Source organism: Herbaspirillum sp. GW103 (assembly GCF_000261365.1).
Classification (GTDB): domain Bacteria; phylum Pseudomonadota; class Gammaproteobacteria; order Burkholderiales; family Burkholderiaceae_D; genus Herbaspirillum.
The window spans coordinates 207,741-225,457 of record NZ_AJVC01000002.1; the positions used below are offsets into that span (position 1 = coordinate 207,741).

The window sequence follows — 17,717 nt, forward strand, 5'->3', positions numbered from 1 at the left end:
CATGTCGCCCCCGCTCGTACAGGTCCAGAGTCCCACGATTCCCCCGGCCTCGGCCGATGTGGTCGTCATCGGTGGCGGCATCATCGGTATCTTCACCGCCTACTATCTGGCCAAGCGCGGCATCTCGGTGGCAGTGGTCGAGAAGGGCCGCATCGGTGCCGAACAATCCAGCCGCAACTGGGGCTGGTGCCGCCAGCAGAACCGCGACGCGCGCGAACTGCCCATGGCCACCAAGAGCATCGACCTGTGGGAACAGTTCTCCGCCGAGACTGGCGAAGACACCGGTTTCACGCGCTGCGGCCTGCTCTATCTCTCCAACGATGATGAAGAAATCGCCCGCTGGGCAGCCTGGGGCGACTTCGCCAAGACCGCCGGCGTGACCACTTACATGCTCGATGCCAAGCAGGCTGCTGAACGCGGCCATGCCACCGGACGCGCCTGGAAAGGCGGCGTCTTCTCGCCCACCGACGGCACCGCCGACCCGGGCAAGGCGGCACCTGCCGTGGCACGTGCCATCATGAAGCTGGGTGGTCACGTGATCCAGCAATGCGCCGCACGTGGCATCGAAACCGAAGGTGGCCGCGTCTCGGGCGTGATCACCGAAGCCGGTGTCATCAAGACCAAGGTGGCCGTCATGGCCGGTGGTGCATGGGCTTCGTCGTTCTGCCATCAGTTGGGAATCCGCTTCCCGCAGGCGTCGGTGCGGCAATCCATCATGAGCGTGGCGCCCATGGAGCAGCCCCTGCCGGGCGCGCTCTACACCTCGGGCGTCGCTGTCACCCGTCGCAGCAACGGGTCCTATGCGCTGGCCATCAGTGGCCGTGCGCGGGTCGATCCGACCATGCAGTTCCTGCGCTTCTCGCCGCAGTTCCTGCCGATGTTCGCCAAGCGCTGGCGCAGCCTGTCGCCGGGCGGGCTGGAAGCCTGGCGCAGCGGCCATGAGACCTTGTCGCGCTGGCGCATGGATGCGCCCACGCCCATGGAACGCATGCGCATCCTGGATGCGTCGGCCGATCCGGTCTCGATCCGCGCCACCCATCGCCGCGCCGTCGAATTGCTGCCACAGCTGGCGCAGGCCAAGGTCACGCATACGTGGGCCGGTTATGTGGACAGCACGCCTGATGGCGTGCCGGGCATCGGCGAGCTGCCGCAGACACCGGGCCTGATCCTGGCGGCCGGTTTCTCCGGTCACGGCTTCGGCATCGGGCCGGGCGCGGGCCACCTGATCGCGGACCTGGCCAGCGGTGTGGAGCCCATCGTCGATCCGCGTCCCTATCACCCCAGTCGTTTTTCGGATTCGTCCTGGGGCAAGGTGGCCGATTTCTGAAGCAGTTCAGCGCCGCCAGGGCACGGGCTGGAAGGCCCGCTTGGCGGCATCGAGGAAGACGCGCTGGCGCAGCGTGAGACCCTGGCGGCCCGGCAGCAGCGCCATGATGGGTGCGGGATCGAGCTGCCAGCCGGGCAGCACGCGTTTGAGGCTGCCGTCGGCCACCAGATGCGCGCAGTCCCATTCGGAACGTGCCACGAAGCCTTCGCCATCGAGCGCCCAGTCGCGCGTGATGGTGCCGTCATTGGAAGACAGCGCCCCATTGAGCTTGACCGTGAGCGCCTTGCCGGTGCGGCGGCCAGCACTGTCGACGGGCGTCAAGCGCAGGCGGCTGAGGTCGTCGTCGTTCTCGCGCAGGCTGAGGTAGGGATAATCGGCCAGGTCGGAAGGATGCTTGATGCGCTGCATGCGTTTGGCCAGCCCCGGCGCGGCACACAGCAAGCGCGCATTGGGCGCGAGGAAGTGCCCGACCCAGGAAGAGCCCTTGACGCGTCCGATGGAAATGATGGCATCAGCGCCGGTGGAGGCCGCCAGCGGGCTTTCGGCCAGCAGCAGCGAGATGTTCAGCTTGGGATGGCTGCGGTGCAGATCTCGGATCAGCGGTGCCACGTAGCGACGCCCGAAGCCGAAGGGCGCGACTACCCGCAGCGAACCGCTCACGTTGGCCAGGTTGCCGCCGGCCCCGCGATCCGATTCGCGCGAGACGCTGGCGGTGATGGATTCGATGCGCTCCAGGATGTCCATGGCTTCCTGCACCAGGCGCTGGCCTTCGTCGGTGAGCGCGAAGCCGCGCGCGGCGCGATTGGCCAGGCGCACGCCGACGCGGTCCTCGATGCGCTGCAGGCGCACCGTCACTGCCGGCGGCGTCAGGTCGAGCAGGCGGGCAGCACCGGCCAGCGAACTGGCCGAGCCCAGGGCACGCAGCAGCTGCATGTCATCGAGTTGCAGCATTAAAAACCTCTTAATGGTGAATTGAACGAACATTAAACATCGCTGAAAGTGTTTTGGCTACAGTCCATCACAGGAAATGCGTCGGTTATCCTGACCGGCCTTCCTTCCACCTCAGCCTGGCCCATCATGAACAACACCGTACACACCACCCCCGTCACCCTCAACCCGACTGGCCTGGCCACACCGGGTGGCCACTACAGCCACGTCGCCCTCGGCAATGGCATGGTCTTCATCTCGGGCCAGTTGCCCATCGATGCCAGCGGGCACAAGCTCACAGAGGCCAGCTTCGAGGTCCAGGCCCAGCAGGTGCTGGCCAATGTGGAAGCCGCACTCGCCGGTGCCGGCAGTGATATCGGCAAGCTGCTGCAGGTCCGCATCTATCTCACCGATGTGGCGCACTGGCCTGCCTTCAACGAGATCTACGCACGCTGGGCCGGCAGCGCCCGCCCGGCGCGCGCCGTGGTGCCGGTCCCGGCACTGCACTTCGGCCTGCAGGTCGAAGTGGAGGCCACGGCACTGCTGTGACACTGCGCCGCACGCGCAACCAACCCGAAACAAGGACAACCCGACATGACCCGCACCGCTTCCACCGACACCGTCTCCCCGCTGGCGCACCTCAAGCGCAACGGCCGCCTGGATCACTTCTACATCGATGGCCAATGGCAGCGCCCGCAAGGCGAGGGAGTGGCTGCCGTGGTCTCGCCGGCCACGGAGGAACGCGTCTGCGAGATCGCACTGGGCAACGCCGCCGATGTGGACCAGGCCGTGCAGGCCGCGCGCCGGGCGTTTGCCGCGTGGGCGGCGACCTCGCCGCTGGAGCGCGCCGCACTGCTGGGCCGGGTGCATGCGCTGCTGGTGGAACGTACCGAGCTGTTCGCGCAGGCACTGACGCTGGAGATGGGCGCCCCCATCACCTATGCCCGCACCGCCCACGTGCCGCTGGCCGCCGAACACCTGCGGGTGGCGCGCGACAACCTGGCCGATTACCCCTTCATCCGCCCGCGCGGCACCACGGCCATCGTGCGCGAGCCGATTGGGGTCTGTGCCCTCATCACGCCCTGGAACTGGCCGATCTACCAGATCACCGCCAAGGTTGGCCCGGCACTGGCGGCCGGTTGCACCGTGGTGTTGAAGCCCAGCGAACTCTCCCCGCTGTCGGCGCTGCTGTTTGCCGAGATCGTGCATGAGGCCGGCATTCCGGCTGGCGTCTTCAACCTGGTCAATGGCAGCGGTCCCGAGGTCGGTGCGGCCATGTCCTCGCATCCGCAGGTGGACATGATTTCCATCACCGGTTCCACCCGCGCCGGCGTGCTGGTGGCGCAGGCCGCAGCCGTCACCGTCAAGCGCGTGGCCCAGGAGCTGGGCGGCAAGTCGCCCAATGTGGTGTTGCCCGATGCGGACCTGGAACGTGCCATTCCGCCCGGCGTGGCGGCCGCTTTCCGCAACATGGGCCAGTCCTGCAGCGCGCCCACGCGTCTGATCGTGCCGCGTGCATCACTGGATCGCGTGCATGAACTGGCGCTGGCAACGCTGGCCCAGATGAAGGTGGGCGACCCCACCGATGCCGCGACGACCCACGGTCCGCTGGCCAACCGCGCGCAATTCCTGCGGGTGCAGCAGATGATCGAGGCCGGCATGCAGGATGGCGCGCGCCTGCTGGCCGGTGGTGCCGGACGTCCTGACGGTCTGGAGCAGGGCTACTATGCGCGGCCCACGATCTTCTCCGACGTGCATACCGACATGGTGATCGCCCAGGAAGAAATCTTCGGACCCGTGTTGGCCATCCTGCCCTACGACACCGTGGAAGAAGCCATCGCCATCGCCAACGATACCGTCTATGGCCTGGGCGCGCACGTGCAGGGCAGCGACAAGGACCAGGTGCGCGCCGTGGCTGCCCGCATCCAGTCCGGCCAGGTGCACCTGAACTATCCGGCCTGGGACCCGCAGGCCCCCTTCGGCGGCTACAAGCAGTCCGGCAACGGGCGCGAGTATGGCGTGGAAGGCATGGAGGAATACATGGAAGTGAAATCGATCCTGGGCTACTACGCCTGATCGCCTTCGTCACCGCCGTTACGACGGCATGAACACATGAGCATCATGGAACACACCGAACATCCGCAAGACACCTTTCACCAGCACCGCGCCCACTGGGCCAGCCTGCGCCGCGACCTGCACGCGCATCCCGAGCTGCGTTTCGAGGAACATCGCACCGCCGACGTGGTAGTGCGGGAGCTGCAGGCGCTGGGCTATGAGGTCACGCGCGGCCTGGGCGGCACCGGCGTGGTGGCTAGCCTGCCGGGCAGCGATCCGCAGCGCGGCATCGTGCTGCGCGCCGACCTCGATGCCTTGCCCATCGTCGAGGCCAATGACTTTGCGCACGCCTCGTGCAGCCACGGCATCATGCACGCCTGCGGCCATGACGGCCACACCGTCATGCTGCTGGGCGCGGCACGCGTACTCAAGCAGCAGCCGACCTTGCCGGGCAGCGTGCACTTCGTCTTTCAGCCGGGGGAAGAGGGCGGGGCGGGAGCGCGCAAGATGATCGATGACGGCCTGTTCGAGCAGTTTCCGACCGAAGCCGTGTTCGGCATGCACAACTGGCCCGGCTTGCCGGCCGGGCAGTTCGGCCTGCGCACCGGTCCCATCATGGCTGCCGGTTCGCGTCTGAAGATCACCATCACCGGCAAGGGCGCCCATGCGGCCCAGCCGCACCTGGGGCTGGACCCGATCCCGCTGGCCTGCTCCATGGTCCTGCAGTGCCAGACCATCGCGGCGCGCCACAAGGACCCGGTCGACCCTGCCGTCATTTCGGTGTGCATGTTCCATGCAGGCGATACGGATAACGTCATCCCGGACCGCGCCGAATTGCGCGGCACCATCCGCACCCTGTCCTCCACCTTGCAGCAGAAGCTGCAGGAAGACATCCGCCGCATGTGCCATGCGCTGGCCGACGCCTATGGGGCCAAGGTCGACGTGGAATTCTTCCAGTACTACCCGGCCACCATCAACACCCCGGCCGAGACCGACTTCTGTGAAAGGGTGATTCGCCAGACCTTCGGTGATGCACGCATCCGTACCGGCATCCCGGCCAACATGACCTCGGAGGATTTCGGTTTCATGCTGGAGGAGCGGCCCGGCACCTATGTTCTGATCGGCAATGCGTCGCAGGACCGCGCCTCGCATTCGCTGCACCACCCGCACTACGACTTCAACGACGACATCATCGAAGAAGGCGTGCGTTACTGGGTGGCGCTGGCGCAGTCCTGGTTTGGCAGCGGCCTCAAGGGCGGGGCGCTTACCAGCCGTTGAAGCGCGGCCAGGTGGCCACGCTGCCATCGGCGGCGATGGCCCGGTATTCCTGATATTGCGCCCCGGTGGCGCAGGCATGGTTGGGCAGAATACGCAGGCGCGTACCGATGGGCAGGTGCTCTGCGATCTGCGCATCCGGACTGCCCTGGCGCGACAGGATGCCGTGTTCCTGGTTGGCCCCGCTCATGAGGTAGCCCTCCAGCACCTTGCCATCTTCCGTACAGACCTGGCCATAGCCGAAGTCGTGCCTGCGTCCTTGCGTGCCGCGGTCGCGACTCATGGCCATCCATCCTGCATCGACGATGGCCCAGCCTTTCTCGGGCTGGTGGCCGATCACGGTGGTCAGCACGCTCAGGGCGATCTCGTCCATGGTATTGACGCCCACGTTGTGCATCACCAGGTCGAACATGGCATAGACACCGGCACGTACTTCGGTCACGCCCTGCAGGTGTTCGGCACGCAGCGCGGTCGGGGTCGAGCCGATGCTGACCACCTCGCAGGGCAGGCCGGCTTCGCGCAGGCGTTCGGCGGCACGCACGGATCCGGCGCGTTCCTGTTCGGCCACGGCGATGAGGGCGGCGTCATTGTCGTAGTCATAGCTGGAGCCGGCATGGGCGATCACGCCGCCGATGCGCATGCCGCCGACGTGGAGCACCTTGCCCACGGCCAGCAGGGTGGCGTCTTCCGGGGCGATGCCGGAGCGGTGGCCATCCACGTCGATTTCAATCCAGACTTCGAAGCATTCCTCTTGCGCCTGCCCGAACGCCACGATGGCTTCGGCGCAGACCACGCTGTCGGCCACGATCTTGAGGTCGCAGCCCTGGCGGCGCAGCGCCAGCGCCTGGCCCAGCTTGGTGGGCGCCATGCCGACGGCGTAGACGATGTCGGTAATGCCGGCAGCAAAGAACTGTTCGGCTTCCTTGAGGGTGGAAACGGTGATGCCGCGCGCACCGGCCTGGAGTTGCGCCTGCACCACCTGCTGGCACTTGGTGGTCTTGACGTGCGGACGGAAGCGCACGCCCAGCGCATCCATGCGCTGCTGCATGCGGGCGATGTTGTGCTCCATGCGGGAGATGTCGATCAAGGCGGCGGGCGTGGGCAGGGTAGCCAGGCTCATGGGGAACTCCTGAAGAGGGTAGGTCGATGAGCATCGACTATAGGAGATCGGGATTGCACCGTGCTTAATGCTCGGTGAATCGAGCATTAAGCTGTGTTTAATGCACTGTCCGGCGGCCCCGCCGCCGCGTCAGGCCTGCTGGAACTGCCGTATCGTCTCCAGCACGTTCACGGTGGCCTTGTCCAGGTTGGGGAGGGCGCGATGGGCCACGCCGATGTGGCGCTTGAGCACCGGCGACAGCGGCACGATGCGCACGTCCTTGTGGCGGTCCAGCTCGGCGGCCAGGGGCTGTTCCAGCGGCAGGATGGCCGCGCCGTAACCGGCGGAGACCAGGCTCTTCATGGCTTCGTTGTAGTTCAGTTCGATACGTGCGCGCGGGTTTTCCCCGGCCTCGGCAAACCAGGCCATGGTGAGCCGGTACATCTGGGTGGTGGCGTCGTTGAAGATCATCGGCTTGTCCATCAGCCAGCTCGGCTTGATGGCGGCGGGCGATTTCCATGTGGCCGGCAGGAAGGCCATCATCCGGTCACTGCGCCAGTGGGTGATCATGATTTCCTTGGGCGTCGGGATGGGGATGGCCACCAGACCGATATCGAGCGTGCCTTCCTGCAGGCGTGCCATGGTTTCGTTGGAGCCCATGATGTTGACCTCCACATCGATGCCCGGGAAGCTGTTTTCCAGCTGGCGCAGTACGCGTGGCAGCAGGTTGACCACCACGCCGGTGGAGGTGCCCAGTCTGACCCTGCCGACCTTGCCTTCGACATGCTTCCTGGCAATATCGAGCAGATCGTCGGCATCGCGCAACAGGCGCCGGGCCCGGTCGATCACCAGCGCGCCCAGCGCCGTGGCCTGTACGCGACGGCTGCCGCGCATGAGCAGGGCGCTGCCCAGGCGTTCTTCGAGATCGCTGACATGCAGGCTGATCGTGGGCTGGGCCAGGTGCAGCGCATTGGCGGCCGCCGAAAATGTGCCGAGGTCGACGATGGTGACCAGCGTGCGCAACTGGTCGAGGCTGAGTTCTCTCATCAGGGTTCCTGATAGTGGCGGTTATTGGGGTGAATTTTACCAATGGCTTCGAGCGCTGGTGGCAGGACTTCCATATCCGTGCGGACAGCAGGGGCTGGCATTGACTGAGTCGAGAACGTAGTGCTTGCGGCGCCGGTTCGTCATGTCATACCGGTCAGTGCCGTTTGGATAAATGAAAGAGACATGAAGGCTATCAAAGGTATTTCTCATCAGATCAAAAAACCGATCTTCGAAAGCAATCAAATCTGCCAAAACCCCTGCCATTAAGTTTCTTGGAAATGAGACATTTCTGATATTTCAGAAAGAGACAAGAAAATAGACTGCGCCTCGAATCGATAAGGCATCCGGCCCGGGTCGATCTCGCAAAAAGGGGCGATCCATGAACCGTCAGCGCTACCAGTTGGTCTTCGATCGTCATCGCGGCATGCTGATGGCGGTTGCGGAAACCGCCTCGGCCATCAGCGGCCAGAAGTTGCCGACGGCACGTGGGGGAGCCGGTATGGTGGCACCGGCATCGTGGAAGTTTTGCACGCTGGTCTTGGCCCTCGCACTGACCTGGCAAAGCGTGGCACATGCGCAGATCCTGATAGACCGCAACGCGCCGCGCGAAGAGCAGCCGGTGGTGCTCAGGGGCGCCAATGGCGTACCGGTAGTCAACATCCGGCAGCCCAACGCCAAGGGCCTGTCGGTCAACAGCTACCGGCGTTTTGATGTGGATGGTCGGGGAGTCATCCTCAACAACGCGGGCGGCTCCAGCAAGACCGAACTGGGCGGCTACATCGCCGGCAATCCCTGGATGCCCCAGGGTGGCGCGCAGGTCATTCTCAACCAGATCAACTCACCGGACCCGAGCTACCTGCGTGGCTTCATCGAGGTCGCCGGCAACCGGGCGCAGGTGATCATCGCCAACCCCTCCGGCATCACCTGCGTGGGCTGCGGCTTCATCAATGCGCAGCGTGCCACCATGACCACGGGGACGCCGGTCATCCGACAGGGCAACCTGGAGAGCTATCGTGTTGGCGGCGGCGTCATCAGCTTTGAAGGATCCGGCCTGCGAGCCGGTGGCACGACATATGCGGAGGTGATCGCCCGAGCGGTCCCGTGTTCATGCTGCCTTGCGCGCCGGAGAGCTCCGGCTCACCACCGGTCTCAATACGGTCAGCGCCGATCACGCGCAGGTCACGCCGGAGAGCTCATCCGGCCATGCACCGTCGATGCGCGCCATCGACGTGGCCGAACTGGGCGGCATGTATGCCGGCCACATTTACTTGACCGCCACCGAGGCATGGTGTGGGCGTGCACAACGGCGGCACCTTGGCAGCCACCGAAGGAGAGCTGGTCGTCACGGCGGCGGGCCGTCTGGAAAACACCGGGACCATCGCTGCTGGCCGGGATGCGCAGATACGCAGTGCGGGCGTGCTCATCAACCAGGGCAGGCTGGGGGGAAGGGCCGGTACCGTGCTGGAAGTCGGTTCCCTGGAGAACACCCGCACCGGTCGTATCGACAGCACCGGTCACACCAGCGTGCAGAGTGGCGGTTCGATACGCAATGCGGGCAGTCTGCTCGGGGATGGCGGTATCACGATCCGTGCGGCGGCGATGGAGAACACCGGTGACGTGCTGACACCGGGCGCGCTGCTCCTGCGCGTCCGTGACACACTGGACAACAGCGGCACTGTTGAGGCCAAGCAATCCGTCTCATTGAAGGCGACGGCCCTTAACAACAGAGGAACATTCACCGCCGCGGGCAGCATGAAGCTCTTGCTGCAACAGGGCCTGAGCAACACCGGAGAGATCGGCGCCAACGATACGCTTACCGTTAATGCGGCCACGCTGGAAAACCACGGCAGGCTCCGTTCGGCCGAGAGTTCTCTGGTGCTGGTGACAGACGGAAGAACCAGCAACCAAGGCAAGCTCCTCGCCGCCACACGGCTGGAGCTCGCGGCAGCCGGCATCGACAACAGCGACGGTACGCTTGGCGGCGGCGAGGTGGTGATTGATGCGCGCAATCGGCGGTTGAACAATCAGCGCGGCGTGCTCTTTGCGCGGCAAGACCTGAAAGCAGAGAGCGCAGAGCTCGACAATCGTGCCGGCAGTATCGCTGTCCGGGGCAAGCTGACGCTCTCCACCGGTGAAGTCAACAATGAGGGCGGATTGTTGCAGGCCCTGAAGAGCCTCGACCTCGATACGCACGGTCAGGCACTGCACAACCTGCATTCGGGCGAGAATCAAGGTGTGCGTGCCGGCACGGATCTGCACATCAAGGCCGGGGCGCTGGGCAATGGCGCAGGTGTGGTGGTGGCAGGTGGCCAAGCCCGTCTGCAAGTGAACAGCCTCGACAACAATCGCGGACGCATCCTCGCAGGCGATGACCTGAGTCTCACGTCCGACTCCCTGATCGGCAAGGGCTTGCTGTTGAGTCACAAGGATCTGCGTATCGACGTGGCCGCCGACCTGGAGCAGCGCGGCGAAACCGCAGCCGCTGGCCATCTCGATCTGCGCACTGGCGGCCGCTTCAGCAACTACGGCACGCTGGTCGCAGGGGCAGCGTTGCGCGTGACGGCCAGGGGACTCCAGAATCATGCGGGCGCGTCCATCCTGGGCGGCGATGTATCGCTGTCTGCCGGAGCGGGGCAGGACTTCATCAACCGGGGCCTGATCGATGGCGTCACCACGCGCATTCAGGCCGGCACGCTCTATAACCTCGGTAGCGGACGCATTTACGGTGACCGCATTGCGCTCGCTGCGGAGGTGCTACACAACGCTTCGCAAACCATCGATGGCGTGCTGCGGGCCCCGGTCATCGCAGCGCGTGAGCGTCTGGATATCGGGACCGGGGTGCTCCACAACAGCGAGAAGGCGCTGCTGTATTCAGCCGCAGACATGTCCATTGGCGGCGCCATCGGCAGCGACCATCGTGCGAGCGGACGTGCGCGCGAAGTCAACAATACCAGTGCGACTGTCAATGCGGATGGTGCACTCACTATTGCGGCCGATGCGATCAACAATCGCAATGCGCATTTCGAGATCGCCGACGAGAGCAAGCCAGGACGCAGGATCATCAACTACCGGCTGGTGGGATCTTCCGACTTCATCTCGGGAGAGCATGCGCGCATCGTCCACAAGGATAATGGCCAGATCATCGCTGCCGAGAACTGGCGAGCCATGGGCGATGAAGACAACTTCCGCCTGCTTTTACCCTCGGCGCAATCCCCCTTTGACGGACAAATGTTCGGTCAATGGATCATCTACGACGGCACCGAGCAGATCCAGCGGACTATCGTCACCCGCAGCGCACCCGGCATGATCACCTCCGGCGGCAGGATGAATCTGGCCGCCGGGGAGGTCAACAACTACGCCAGTCAGTTCATCGCCGGTGGCACCCTGGCCGGTGACAACGTCAATGGCACCGCCATCCACAATACCGGTCCGCTGGGCAGGCAGATCGTTACCTCGGTGGGTACGGCGGTAAAAACCTACATCAAGAGTCATCGCTTCAAAGCCGACGACCGTCGTTATGAGAGCGCGCCTTACGCCTCTCAAACGATAGAAACCCGATTCCCACTTGACGTGAGCGCCACGCACGAGGTGGGCAGCACGCGCGACCGGACTCCTCGCACACCTGCCACCGGTCCTGCACAAGCGCCGCAGGGAACGGGCAAGACCACTGACCTGCGTGCTCCCGCGGTCGACCTGAGCCTGCCGGCCAATGCCTTGTACCAGATCAATCAGAGCAGCGCGGCGGCGCCACTGGTGCAGACCGATCCGCACTTCATCGGTGAGCGGAATTGGTTGTCTTCTGACGTCCTCGTTCGCGCGTATCAGGATCGCGCGGGTCCCGCGCCGGGTTACCAGCGTTTCGGCGATGGATTCTATGAACAACAACTGATCCAGCGCCAGATCCAGGAGGCCACCGGCCAGCGCTATCTGAACGGATTCAGCAACAACGAGGCGCAATATCTGGCGCTGATGCAAGCCGGGCTGCAGCAGGCGCAGACCCAGCGTTATGCCTTGGGCATTGCGCTCACCGAAGCACAGATCGCCCAACTCAAGACCGACATCGTCTGGCTGGTACAACGCAAGGTAACGCTGGCCGATGGCAGTGAGCAGGAAGTGCTGGTGCCGCAAGTCTATCTGCAGCCGTCGAATCTGCGTGTCAGTGGCCGACAGACCCTGATCGCCGGTAATGAGGTGGTGCTACAGAGCGTGCAGGACGTCATTAATCGGGGCGGCACCATTGCCGCGCGTGGGGGCGTGACGCTGCGCGCGGAAACGTGCGCAATCTCGGCGGCAGTATCGATGGGGGTGATGTCCGTGTCGCAGCCACCACTGATATCGAGCATGCCGGTGGCGTCATCAGCGCCAATGACAAGCTGACCTTGAGTGCGGGCCGCGATGTGGTGATCCGCAGTACCAGCGTCACCACCGCCAATGCCACCACCACGGGCAGCAACATCAATCAGGTGGCCAGCGTCAACGGCAAGGACGTGGTGCTGCTGGCCGGCCGCGATCTGCAAGCCAATGCTGCCGTCATTGCCGCCAGCGGCGACGCCACGCTCTCGGCAGGAAGGGATGTGCGTCTTGGTGTGATCCAGGAGTATTTCCGGCAGGAGATCCGCTGGGCCGATGACAAGGGTGGCAGCAACTGGGTCAGCCGCTTGACCGGTCCAAACTTCGTGGACCGCGCCAATGGTGCACACGGCACCAATGAGGTCGGTGTCAATCGCGCCGTGGTGAGCGGCAGCAAGGAGGTCGCCACGCAGGTCAGCGGCAACAGCGTCCGCATCCAGGCGGGTCAGGATGTGACGAGCAAGGGCGCGCAGGTAGTCGCCGAAGGCGCGCTGCAAGTCGAGGTCGGACGTGACGTGCGTATCGGCACCGCCAACGTCTCGGCCAGTGCACGTGACCAGGGTCAGCGCAGCAGCAGCGGGATCCTGTCGGCCACGACGGTGCGCACCGATGACGCCAGCAGCACCAGCCGGGAGGCAGGCAGTATCTTCTCCGGGGATACCATTCTTGTGCGCTCAGGGAACGATGTGAATGTTAAAGGCAGCCAGATCGTTTCTACGCAGGGGACGAAGCTTGTGGCAGGCGGGGATGTGAACATTGTTGCCGCAAGCGAGAGCAGCACCCAGCACAACTTCCGTCAGGAGACCAAGAGTGGCGTGATGGGAGCGGGCATCGGCGTGACCGTGGGCAGCCGCATGCAGAGCCGTGATGTGGATCGCAATCGCGAGACTGCGTCGGCATCGACCATTGGCAGCGTGCAAGGCGATGTGGGCATCGTGGCGGGCAATCGGTACACGCAGGTGGGTAGCGATGTACTGGCACCCGGTGGCGACATCGACATCGTGGCCCGGACGGTCAGCATTCTCGCTGCACAGCAGGGCAGCCGCACCGTGACCGAGGACAAGTTCCGTCAACAAGGGGTGACGGTGGCGGTGACCAGTCCGGTGTTGTCGGCGGTGCAGACGGTGCAGCAGATGGCGGAGGCGGCCAGTAAAACCAGGAATGGCCGAGTACAGGCACTGGCTGCTGCAACGGCGGGCATGTCGGTTTATAGCGCCGTGGGAGAGATGCAGAAAGGCGCTGCCGAGGGTTCAGCCAACGTCGGCATCAGCGCCACGATTGGTGGCAGCCAGAACAGCAGTCGTACTGAACAGAACACGGTGACGCAACGCGGCTCTACCGTTGTTTCCGGTGGCGACATGAGCATCAGCGCCAAGGGGGACGGCGCTAACAGCAACATCATCATCGCAGGCAGCGACATCAATGCCAAGGGCAATCTGACGCTCAAGGCGGATAACGATATCAATCTCATCGCTACTCAAAACACGGATGAACAGCATAGTGATAGGTCGTCGTCGTCATGGGGAGTTGGCGTTACTGCGCAGTTTGGCACCAAGACCCAGTTTGGTTTTACGGCCAACGCAGCGGGTAGCCGTGGCAATAGTGATGGCAAGGATGTGTCCAACGTCACGACGCGGATGCGTGCGGGCGGGCAGGCCAAGCTTGAATCTGGGCGCGACACCAATCTGATAGGCGCTACCGTCTCAGGTGAACAGGTGGTGGCGAATGTAGGCCGTGATTTGAACATCGCCAGCGTGCAGGACACCAGCACCTTCAAGAGTCGGGACCAGAGCATTGGCGGCAGCGCCACGATAGGCCCTTCTTCTGGAGGAAGCATCAGCGCAAGCCGCAGTCGTGTGGATGCGGACTACGCGAATGTAGGCCAGCAGGCAGGGATTACGGCCGGCAATGGTGGATTGCAGATCAACGTCAAGCGCAATACGGATCTGAAGGCTGCACAGATTGCCAGTACGGATCAGGCGTTGGAACAGGGCAAGAACAACCTGACCACAGGAACGCTGACCAGCAGTGATCTCCAGAATCGTAGTCAATACTCGGCGCAGAGTCAGAGCGTGAGTGCGGGCACGTCGGGCGGAAAGCCCGGTGGCGGCATCGGCATCGGAAATGCCTCGGGTAGCGAGACGAGCGTGACGCGCAGTGGCGTTTCTGGTGGTGCCGTGACCATTACGGATGCACAGGCACAACAGGAAAAAACCGGCCAGAGTCCAGATCACGCGGTGGCCTCGTTGGATACGTGTGTGCGTACCGGCAAGGACAGCAGCAATGGCCTGGCCAAGAACTGGGACGGTAATCAACTGCGTGAGGATGTTGAAGCGCAGGCCAAGATTACACGGGCGTTTGGACAGCAGGCTTCCAAGTTGATCGGAGACTATGCTGAGCAACAGCAGAAGAAGGCGGAAGACTTGCGCAAGCAGGCCAATGCCGCAACTGATCCTGCCGTGGCAACACAGCTCAATGATCAGGCCAGTGCGTTGGAAACTAAGTGGGGGCCAGATGGAAACATGCGGGCTTTGGCGCACACCGTTGTGGGCGGGCTCACAGGTGGTCTCGCCGGTGCAGCTGGTGCGGGAGCGGGTACTTTAGCCGCACCTAAGGTGGCTTCGGCCTTGAATCAGGCTGGTGTTGATGCTGATCTGGCGAAGGTGTTGACGGGGTTGTCGAGTACCTTGGTGGGCGCGGTAGCGGGTGGGGCGCCGGGTGGGGCTGCGGCTTATAACGAGGTCGTCAATAATTTCCTCAAGCATGCTGATGCTGCCGCGCTCAAGAAGGAAATTGAGGCTTGCAGCAAGAAGAACGGTCGTTGCAGCGACGGAGACGTCACCTCAATCTTTAAAAAATACAAGGAGATCTCTGACCAGAATATCGCCGCAGTGCAAAGTTGCATCATTTCAGGGGATGTAGCGTGCGTCCAAAAAAATCTGGCTGAAGCGGCGAGTGTCAACGAGGTAAAGGTATTGCCATTCGGCTATACAAAACTTGAAGATACGCTGATCGGGCGTCAAGCGAATGTGATCAGTTATGGTTCCGTGATGGGCAACGCGTCTCTGATGGGAACGGATGTTGATCAGGCGAAGGAGGTTGCGACCTTCAGGACGAATAACTGTGGTGGACTGAGCGCGGCTGCTTGTGATGGACTGGTAAAGCAGGCCATGAACTATCGTCTTCTGCGAATCGCGGCGTTGTCTGCTATCGCGGCGGCTACTCCAGCCCTGGTGGGTGAGGCAAGGAAGCTTGTCTTGCCAAAGGAAAAGCTACCGACGGTAACGCTTGATCGTGATCGATATACCGCGGATCAGGACTTGGAGAATGTGTATGGGGATGTCGGCCGTATCAGAAAACCAGATGACTCAAAGCTATCAGTGGCTGACGGTAGCGGTAAAAATGTGGCCGCACCGCAGGCATTTGTCCCTGCCCCAAGAACGGGGTTGAAATTTGAAATTAAGGCTCAGGAGAAACCTGACGGGCGTATTGAAATTGAACTTTCGGCGAGGCAGAAGTTTGATAAAGCTGGGGTAGTTGTGGCAAGCGATTTTGCGCAAAGTGATTTGATCGCAACTTATTACCCCAAGGGTATTTTGCATATTGATTGGTACGGTACGACCATTTCAGGAAAGGGAGTGGGAACGGAAATGATTTCCAGATCAATTGAGTTTGTGGGGCCGGAGAGGATCGCGACCATATCAGCCAAATTTGGTAACGTTAATCGTGGTGTGTTTTGGGACGCTTTATCTTCTGGTCGTAGTGTTTCTGATGCTGCATGGGCTACCCCACTTGGCAAAACGATGAGGTCGCTAGGCTTCAAAAATGTTAGTGTAATTGGTGATAGTGCGGAATTTTCTAGATGAGTGAAAGCATGAATAAGGTTGAATGCATCAGAGCAATGTTGGCGGCTGGGCGGGAAAAAGATCTACTTGACTTCGTAGAAGGGGAGTCGACGTATTTATCAGGTGCATCGTGTGGAGCGCCGCAGACAGCAGAGCAGAAGAGAATGTGGGTCTTGCTCGTGCATCATTTAAGATTCTTGACCTCGTACGGGAACACTATGACGAAGGTGATTGATGGCGGAAAATATTTATCTGCTCACCCTGAATCTCTGAATGAGTGGCTCGACCTTGGCGCGCCTGGTATTGCCGAAGAGGATATCTCGGCGTATCTGAAAGCGAATCCTCTATAAGCGTCGATATATATTCTGTGCTTTGCTATGCGTTCTGACATATCACTGTCAACGGTGAAGGTGGCGACGGCAACATCCTCGTCCACGGCAGTGATATCAAGGCGCCGGCTTGTGCGTTGGGGGGGGCTCCACCCTTGCTTCCGGTTGCAACATGAGCATCAGCGGCAAGGGAGATGGAGCGGTACGGGAATTTCTCCACTTAACTACGGCGATTCGATTGAAAAGAAAAAGGACTAGCTATGAAGCTACGAGAATTTTTATTTGACTTATTTGGGAAGACACAAGAGCAGCGATGGGATGCGGCGTCCCCGTTAGGGAAAAATATATATCGCTGTAACGGCTGTAATATTTTCTCTGATCGTTAGTGTTTGATTTATGGTGGCCGGTGGAGATGAAGTGCGACTGCAGCTCGATTAAAGGTTCAGCGTTGAAGCTGAGTTATGTCATCAGTATTGCTGATAGTGTCTGTCATTAAACTCAATTTTACCAATGACTTCGATTGGCGGATGATCTGCCCATTCATCCAGGGAGAAGTCCATGTGGCACATCATCAGAGAGGTCCTTGCCCGCGTCCTCGGGGACCATCACGCTTCACACGGGAGCGCCGCGCAGGAAATGCGGGAGATGGGCGCACGCGAGCTCAATGACTTGGGCATCGGTGCGAGCGAGGTGCCTTTCTTCCTGCAGAAGCAATCCGATGAGATCCGTCCTCACCGCCAAAAGGAGGTTATCCATGCAACATCTTGCTGAAATGATCGGACTGGCCGCCACGCTGAGCCTGGCCACCATGAGCCCCGGCCCCAGCTTCGTGATGGTGGCGCGCACCTCGGTGGGCGGCGGACGACCCAATGGCCTGCTGGCGGCACTGGGTATGGGGATCGGCGGCGTGCTCTTTGCCGCAGCGGCCTTGCTGGGGCTGCAGGCAGTGCTGCTGGCAGTGCCTTCGCTCTATCTGGTGTTGAAGTTCGGGGGTGGTGTTTATCTGGCCTACATGGGATGGCGCATCTGGCGCGGGGCGCGTACGCCCCTGATGGCTGACGACGTCGCACCGCGCGACCAATCACCCTCCTTGTCCCGCCGGTCCCTGTGGCTGGGCCTGGTCACCCAGATCAGCAATCCGAAAACCGCCATCGCCTACACCAGCGTGTTCGCCGCCTTTTTGCCGGCCCAGACTTCCCTGTCCTTCAAGGCGCTGACGCTGCTGCTGGTCTTCGTGATCGAAGCGGGATGGTATGGCCTGGTGGCCGTTGCACTCTCTTCATCGCGTCCACGCCGCTGGTATGTGCAGGGCAAGCACTGGTTCGACCGCATCGCGGGCGGCGTCATGATAAGCCTCGGGTTCAGGCTGCTGCTCTCGCGTACGGGGCCGTGACCGCCTGAGCTTGGCTGCACGCGAGGCCAGCGCACGCGGCCGACACCAGGCAATCTGGCGTCGGCCATAC

At 62.4% G+C, this 17,717-nt stretch carries 12 protein-coding genes and 1 pseudogene; 10 read left to right on the top strand and 3 right to left on the bottom strand.

Features of this window, described 5'->3' with window-relative positions; all coding sequences use genetic code 11:
* Position 1 precedes the first annotated feature (1 nt).
* Entirely contained in the window at positions 2-1,327 is a 1,326-nt protein-coding gene (locus tag GWL_RS02435; protein WP_008326302.1) for an FAD-binding oxidoreductase, read from the top strand.
* Between the two features lie 6 nt (positions 1,328-1,333).
* On the opposite strand, the gene GWL_RS02440 is transcribed toward GWL_RS02435, so the two are convergent.
* Positions 1,334-2,278: a LysR family transcriptional regulator gene (locus GWL_RS02440; RefSeq protein WP_008326306.1), complete on the bottom strand. Its 945-nt coding sequence runs from the start codon at positions 2,276-2,278 to the stop codon at positions 1,334-1,336.
* A 126-nt stretch (positions 2,279-2,404) separates the two neighbouring features.
* On the opposite strand from GWL_RS02440, the gene GWL_RS02445 reads away from it, so the two are divergent.
* From GWL_RS02445 to GWL_RS02455, 3 genes are read left to right on the top strand one after another with little or no spacing between them, the layout of a single operon-like run.
* The gene (locus GWL_RS02445) at positions 2,405-2,803 is read left to right on the top strand and encodes a RidA family protein (RefSeq protein ID WP_008326307.1); all 399 of its coding nucleotides are present in this window, start codon (positions 2,405-2,407) and stop codon (positions 2,801-2,803) included.
* A 45-nt stretch (positions 2,804-2,848) separates the two neighbouring features.
* Positions 2,849-4,330 carry an aldehyde dehydrogenase family protein gene (locus GWL_RS02450; RefSeq protein ID WP_008326308.1) on the top strand — a complete coding sequence of 494 codons (1,482 nt, stop codon included), beginning with the start codon at positions 2,849-2,851 and terminating at the stop codon, positions 4,328-4,330.
* Between the two features lie 45 nt (positions 4,331-4,375).
* Entirely contained in the window at positions 4,376-5,587 is a 1,212-nt protein-coding gene (locus GWL_RS02455) for a M20 aminoacylase family protein (RefSeq protein ID WP_034349935.1), read from the top strand.
* Here the strand turns inward: GWL_RS02455 and GWL_RS02460 are convergent.
* Together GWL_RS02460 and GWL_RS02465 are read right to left on the bottom strand one after the other, a co-directional pair.
* The gene (locus GWL_RS02460) at positions 5,574-6,704 is read right to left on the bottom strand and encodes a DSD1 family PLP-dependent enzyme (protein WP_008326310.1); all 1,131 of its coding nucleotides are present in this window, start codon (positions 6,702-6,704) and stop codon (positions 5,574-5,576) included. The two genes, GWL_RS02455 and GWL_RS02460, sit on opposite strands and share 14 nt — an antisense overlap.
* A 129-nt stretch (positions 6,705-6,833) precedes the next feature.
* A complete protein-coding gene (locus GWL_RS02465; protein ID WP_008326311.1) occupies positions 6,834-7,730 on the bottom strand; it encodes a LysR family transcriptional regulator in 897 nt (298 codons plus the stop codon).
* Positions 7,731-8,109: 379 nt separating this feature from the next.
* Between GWL_RS02465 and GWL_RS23805 the strand changes: the two are divergent.
* The 6 genes and pseudogenes from GWL_RS23805 to GWL_RS02490 form a co-directional block, all read left to right on the top strand.
* Positions 8,110-8,820 (top strand): annotated as a pseudogene (locus GWL_RS23805) (filamentous hemagglutinin N-terminal domain-containing protein); the annotation flags it as partial.
* Positions 8,821-9,044: 224 nt separating this feature from the next.
* The gene (locus GWL_RS23810; protein WP_237713507.1) at positions 9,045-12,107 is read left to right on the top strand and encodes an S-layer family protein; all 3,063 of its coding nucleotides are present in this window, start codon (positions 9,045-9,047) and stop codon (positions 12,105-12,107) included.
* Complete coding sequence (locus GWL_RS02475) at positions 12,005-15,946, top strand: hemagglutinin repeat-containing protein (RefSeq protein ID WP_157174183.1); 3,942 nt, start codon at positions 12,005-12,007, stop codon at positions 15,944-15,946. The genes GWL_RS23810 and GWL_RS02475 overlap by 103 nt, the downstream gene beginning before the upstream one ends.
* A gap of 8 nt (positions 15,947-15,954) precedes the next feature.
* On the top strand, positions 15,955-16,275 hold the full coding sequence (locus tag GWL_RS02480; protein WP_157174184.1) for a hypothetical protein: 321 nt from the start codon (positions 15,955-15,957) through the stop codon (positions 16,273-16,275).
* 537 nt (positions 16,276-16,812) lie between these two features.
* On the top strand, positions 16,813-17,025 hold the full coding sequence (locus tag GWL_RS02485; protein ID WP_034349857.1) for a hypothetical protein: 213 nt from the start codon (positions 16,813-16,815) through the stop codon (positions 17,023-17,025).
* Entirely contained in the window at positions 17,009-17,647 is a 639-nt protein-coding gene (locus GWL_RS02490) for a LysE family translocator (protein ID WP_008326316.1), read from the top strand. Before GWL_RS02485 ends, GWL_RS02490 begins: the two co-directional genes overlap by 17 nt.
* Positions 17,648-17,717 lie beyond the last annotated feature (70 nt).

Coding starts and splice junctions, on each gene's coding strand:
- GWL_RS02435 (WP_008326302.1), top strand. CDS start 2: ATGTCGCCCCCGCTCGTACAGGTCCAGAGTCCCACGATTCCCCCGGCC.
- GWL_RS02440 (WP_008326306.1), bottom strand. CDS start 2,278: ATGCTGCAACTCGATGACATGCAGCTGCTGCGTGCCCTGGGCTCGGCC.
- GWL_RS02445 (WP_008326307.1), top strand. CDS start 2,405: ATGAACAACACCGTACACACCACCCCCGTCACCCTCAACCCGACTGGC.
- GWL_RS02450 (WP_008326308.1), top strand. CDS start 2,849: ATGACCCGCACCGCTTCCACCGACACCGTCTCCCCGCTGGCGCACCTC.
- GWL_RS02455 (WP_034349935.1), top strand. CDS start 4,376: ATGGAACACACCGAACATCCGCAAGACACCTTTCACCAGCACCGCGCC.
- GWL_RS02460 (WP_008326310.1), bottom strand. CDS start 6,704: ATGAGCCTGGCTACCCTGCCCACGCCCGCCGCCTTGATCGACATCTCC.
- GWL_RS02465 (WP_008326311.1), bottom strand. CDS start 7,730: ATGAGAGAACTCAGCCTCGACCAGTTGCGCACGCTGGTCACCATCGTC.
- GWL_RS02480 (WP_157174184.1), top strand. CDS start 15,955: ATGAATAAGGTTGAATGCATCAGAGCAATGTTGGCGGCTGGGCGGGAA.
- GWL_RS02485 (WP_034349857.1), top strand. CDS start 16,813: ATGTGGCACATCATCAGAGAGGTCCTTGCCCGCGTCCTCGGGGACCAT.
- GWL_RS02490 (WP_008326316.1), top strand. CDS start 17,009: ATGCAACATCTTGCTGAAATGATCGGACTGGCCGCCACGCTGAGCCTG.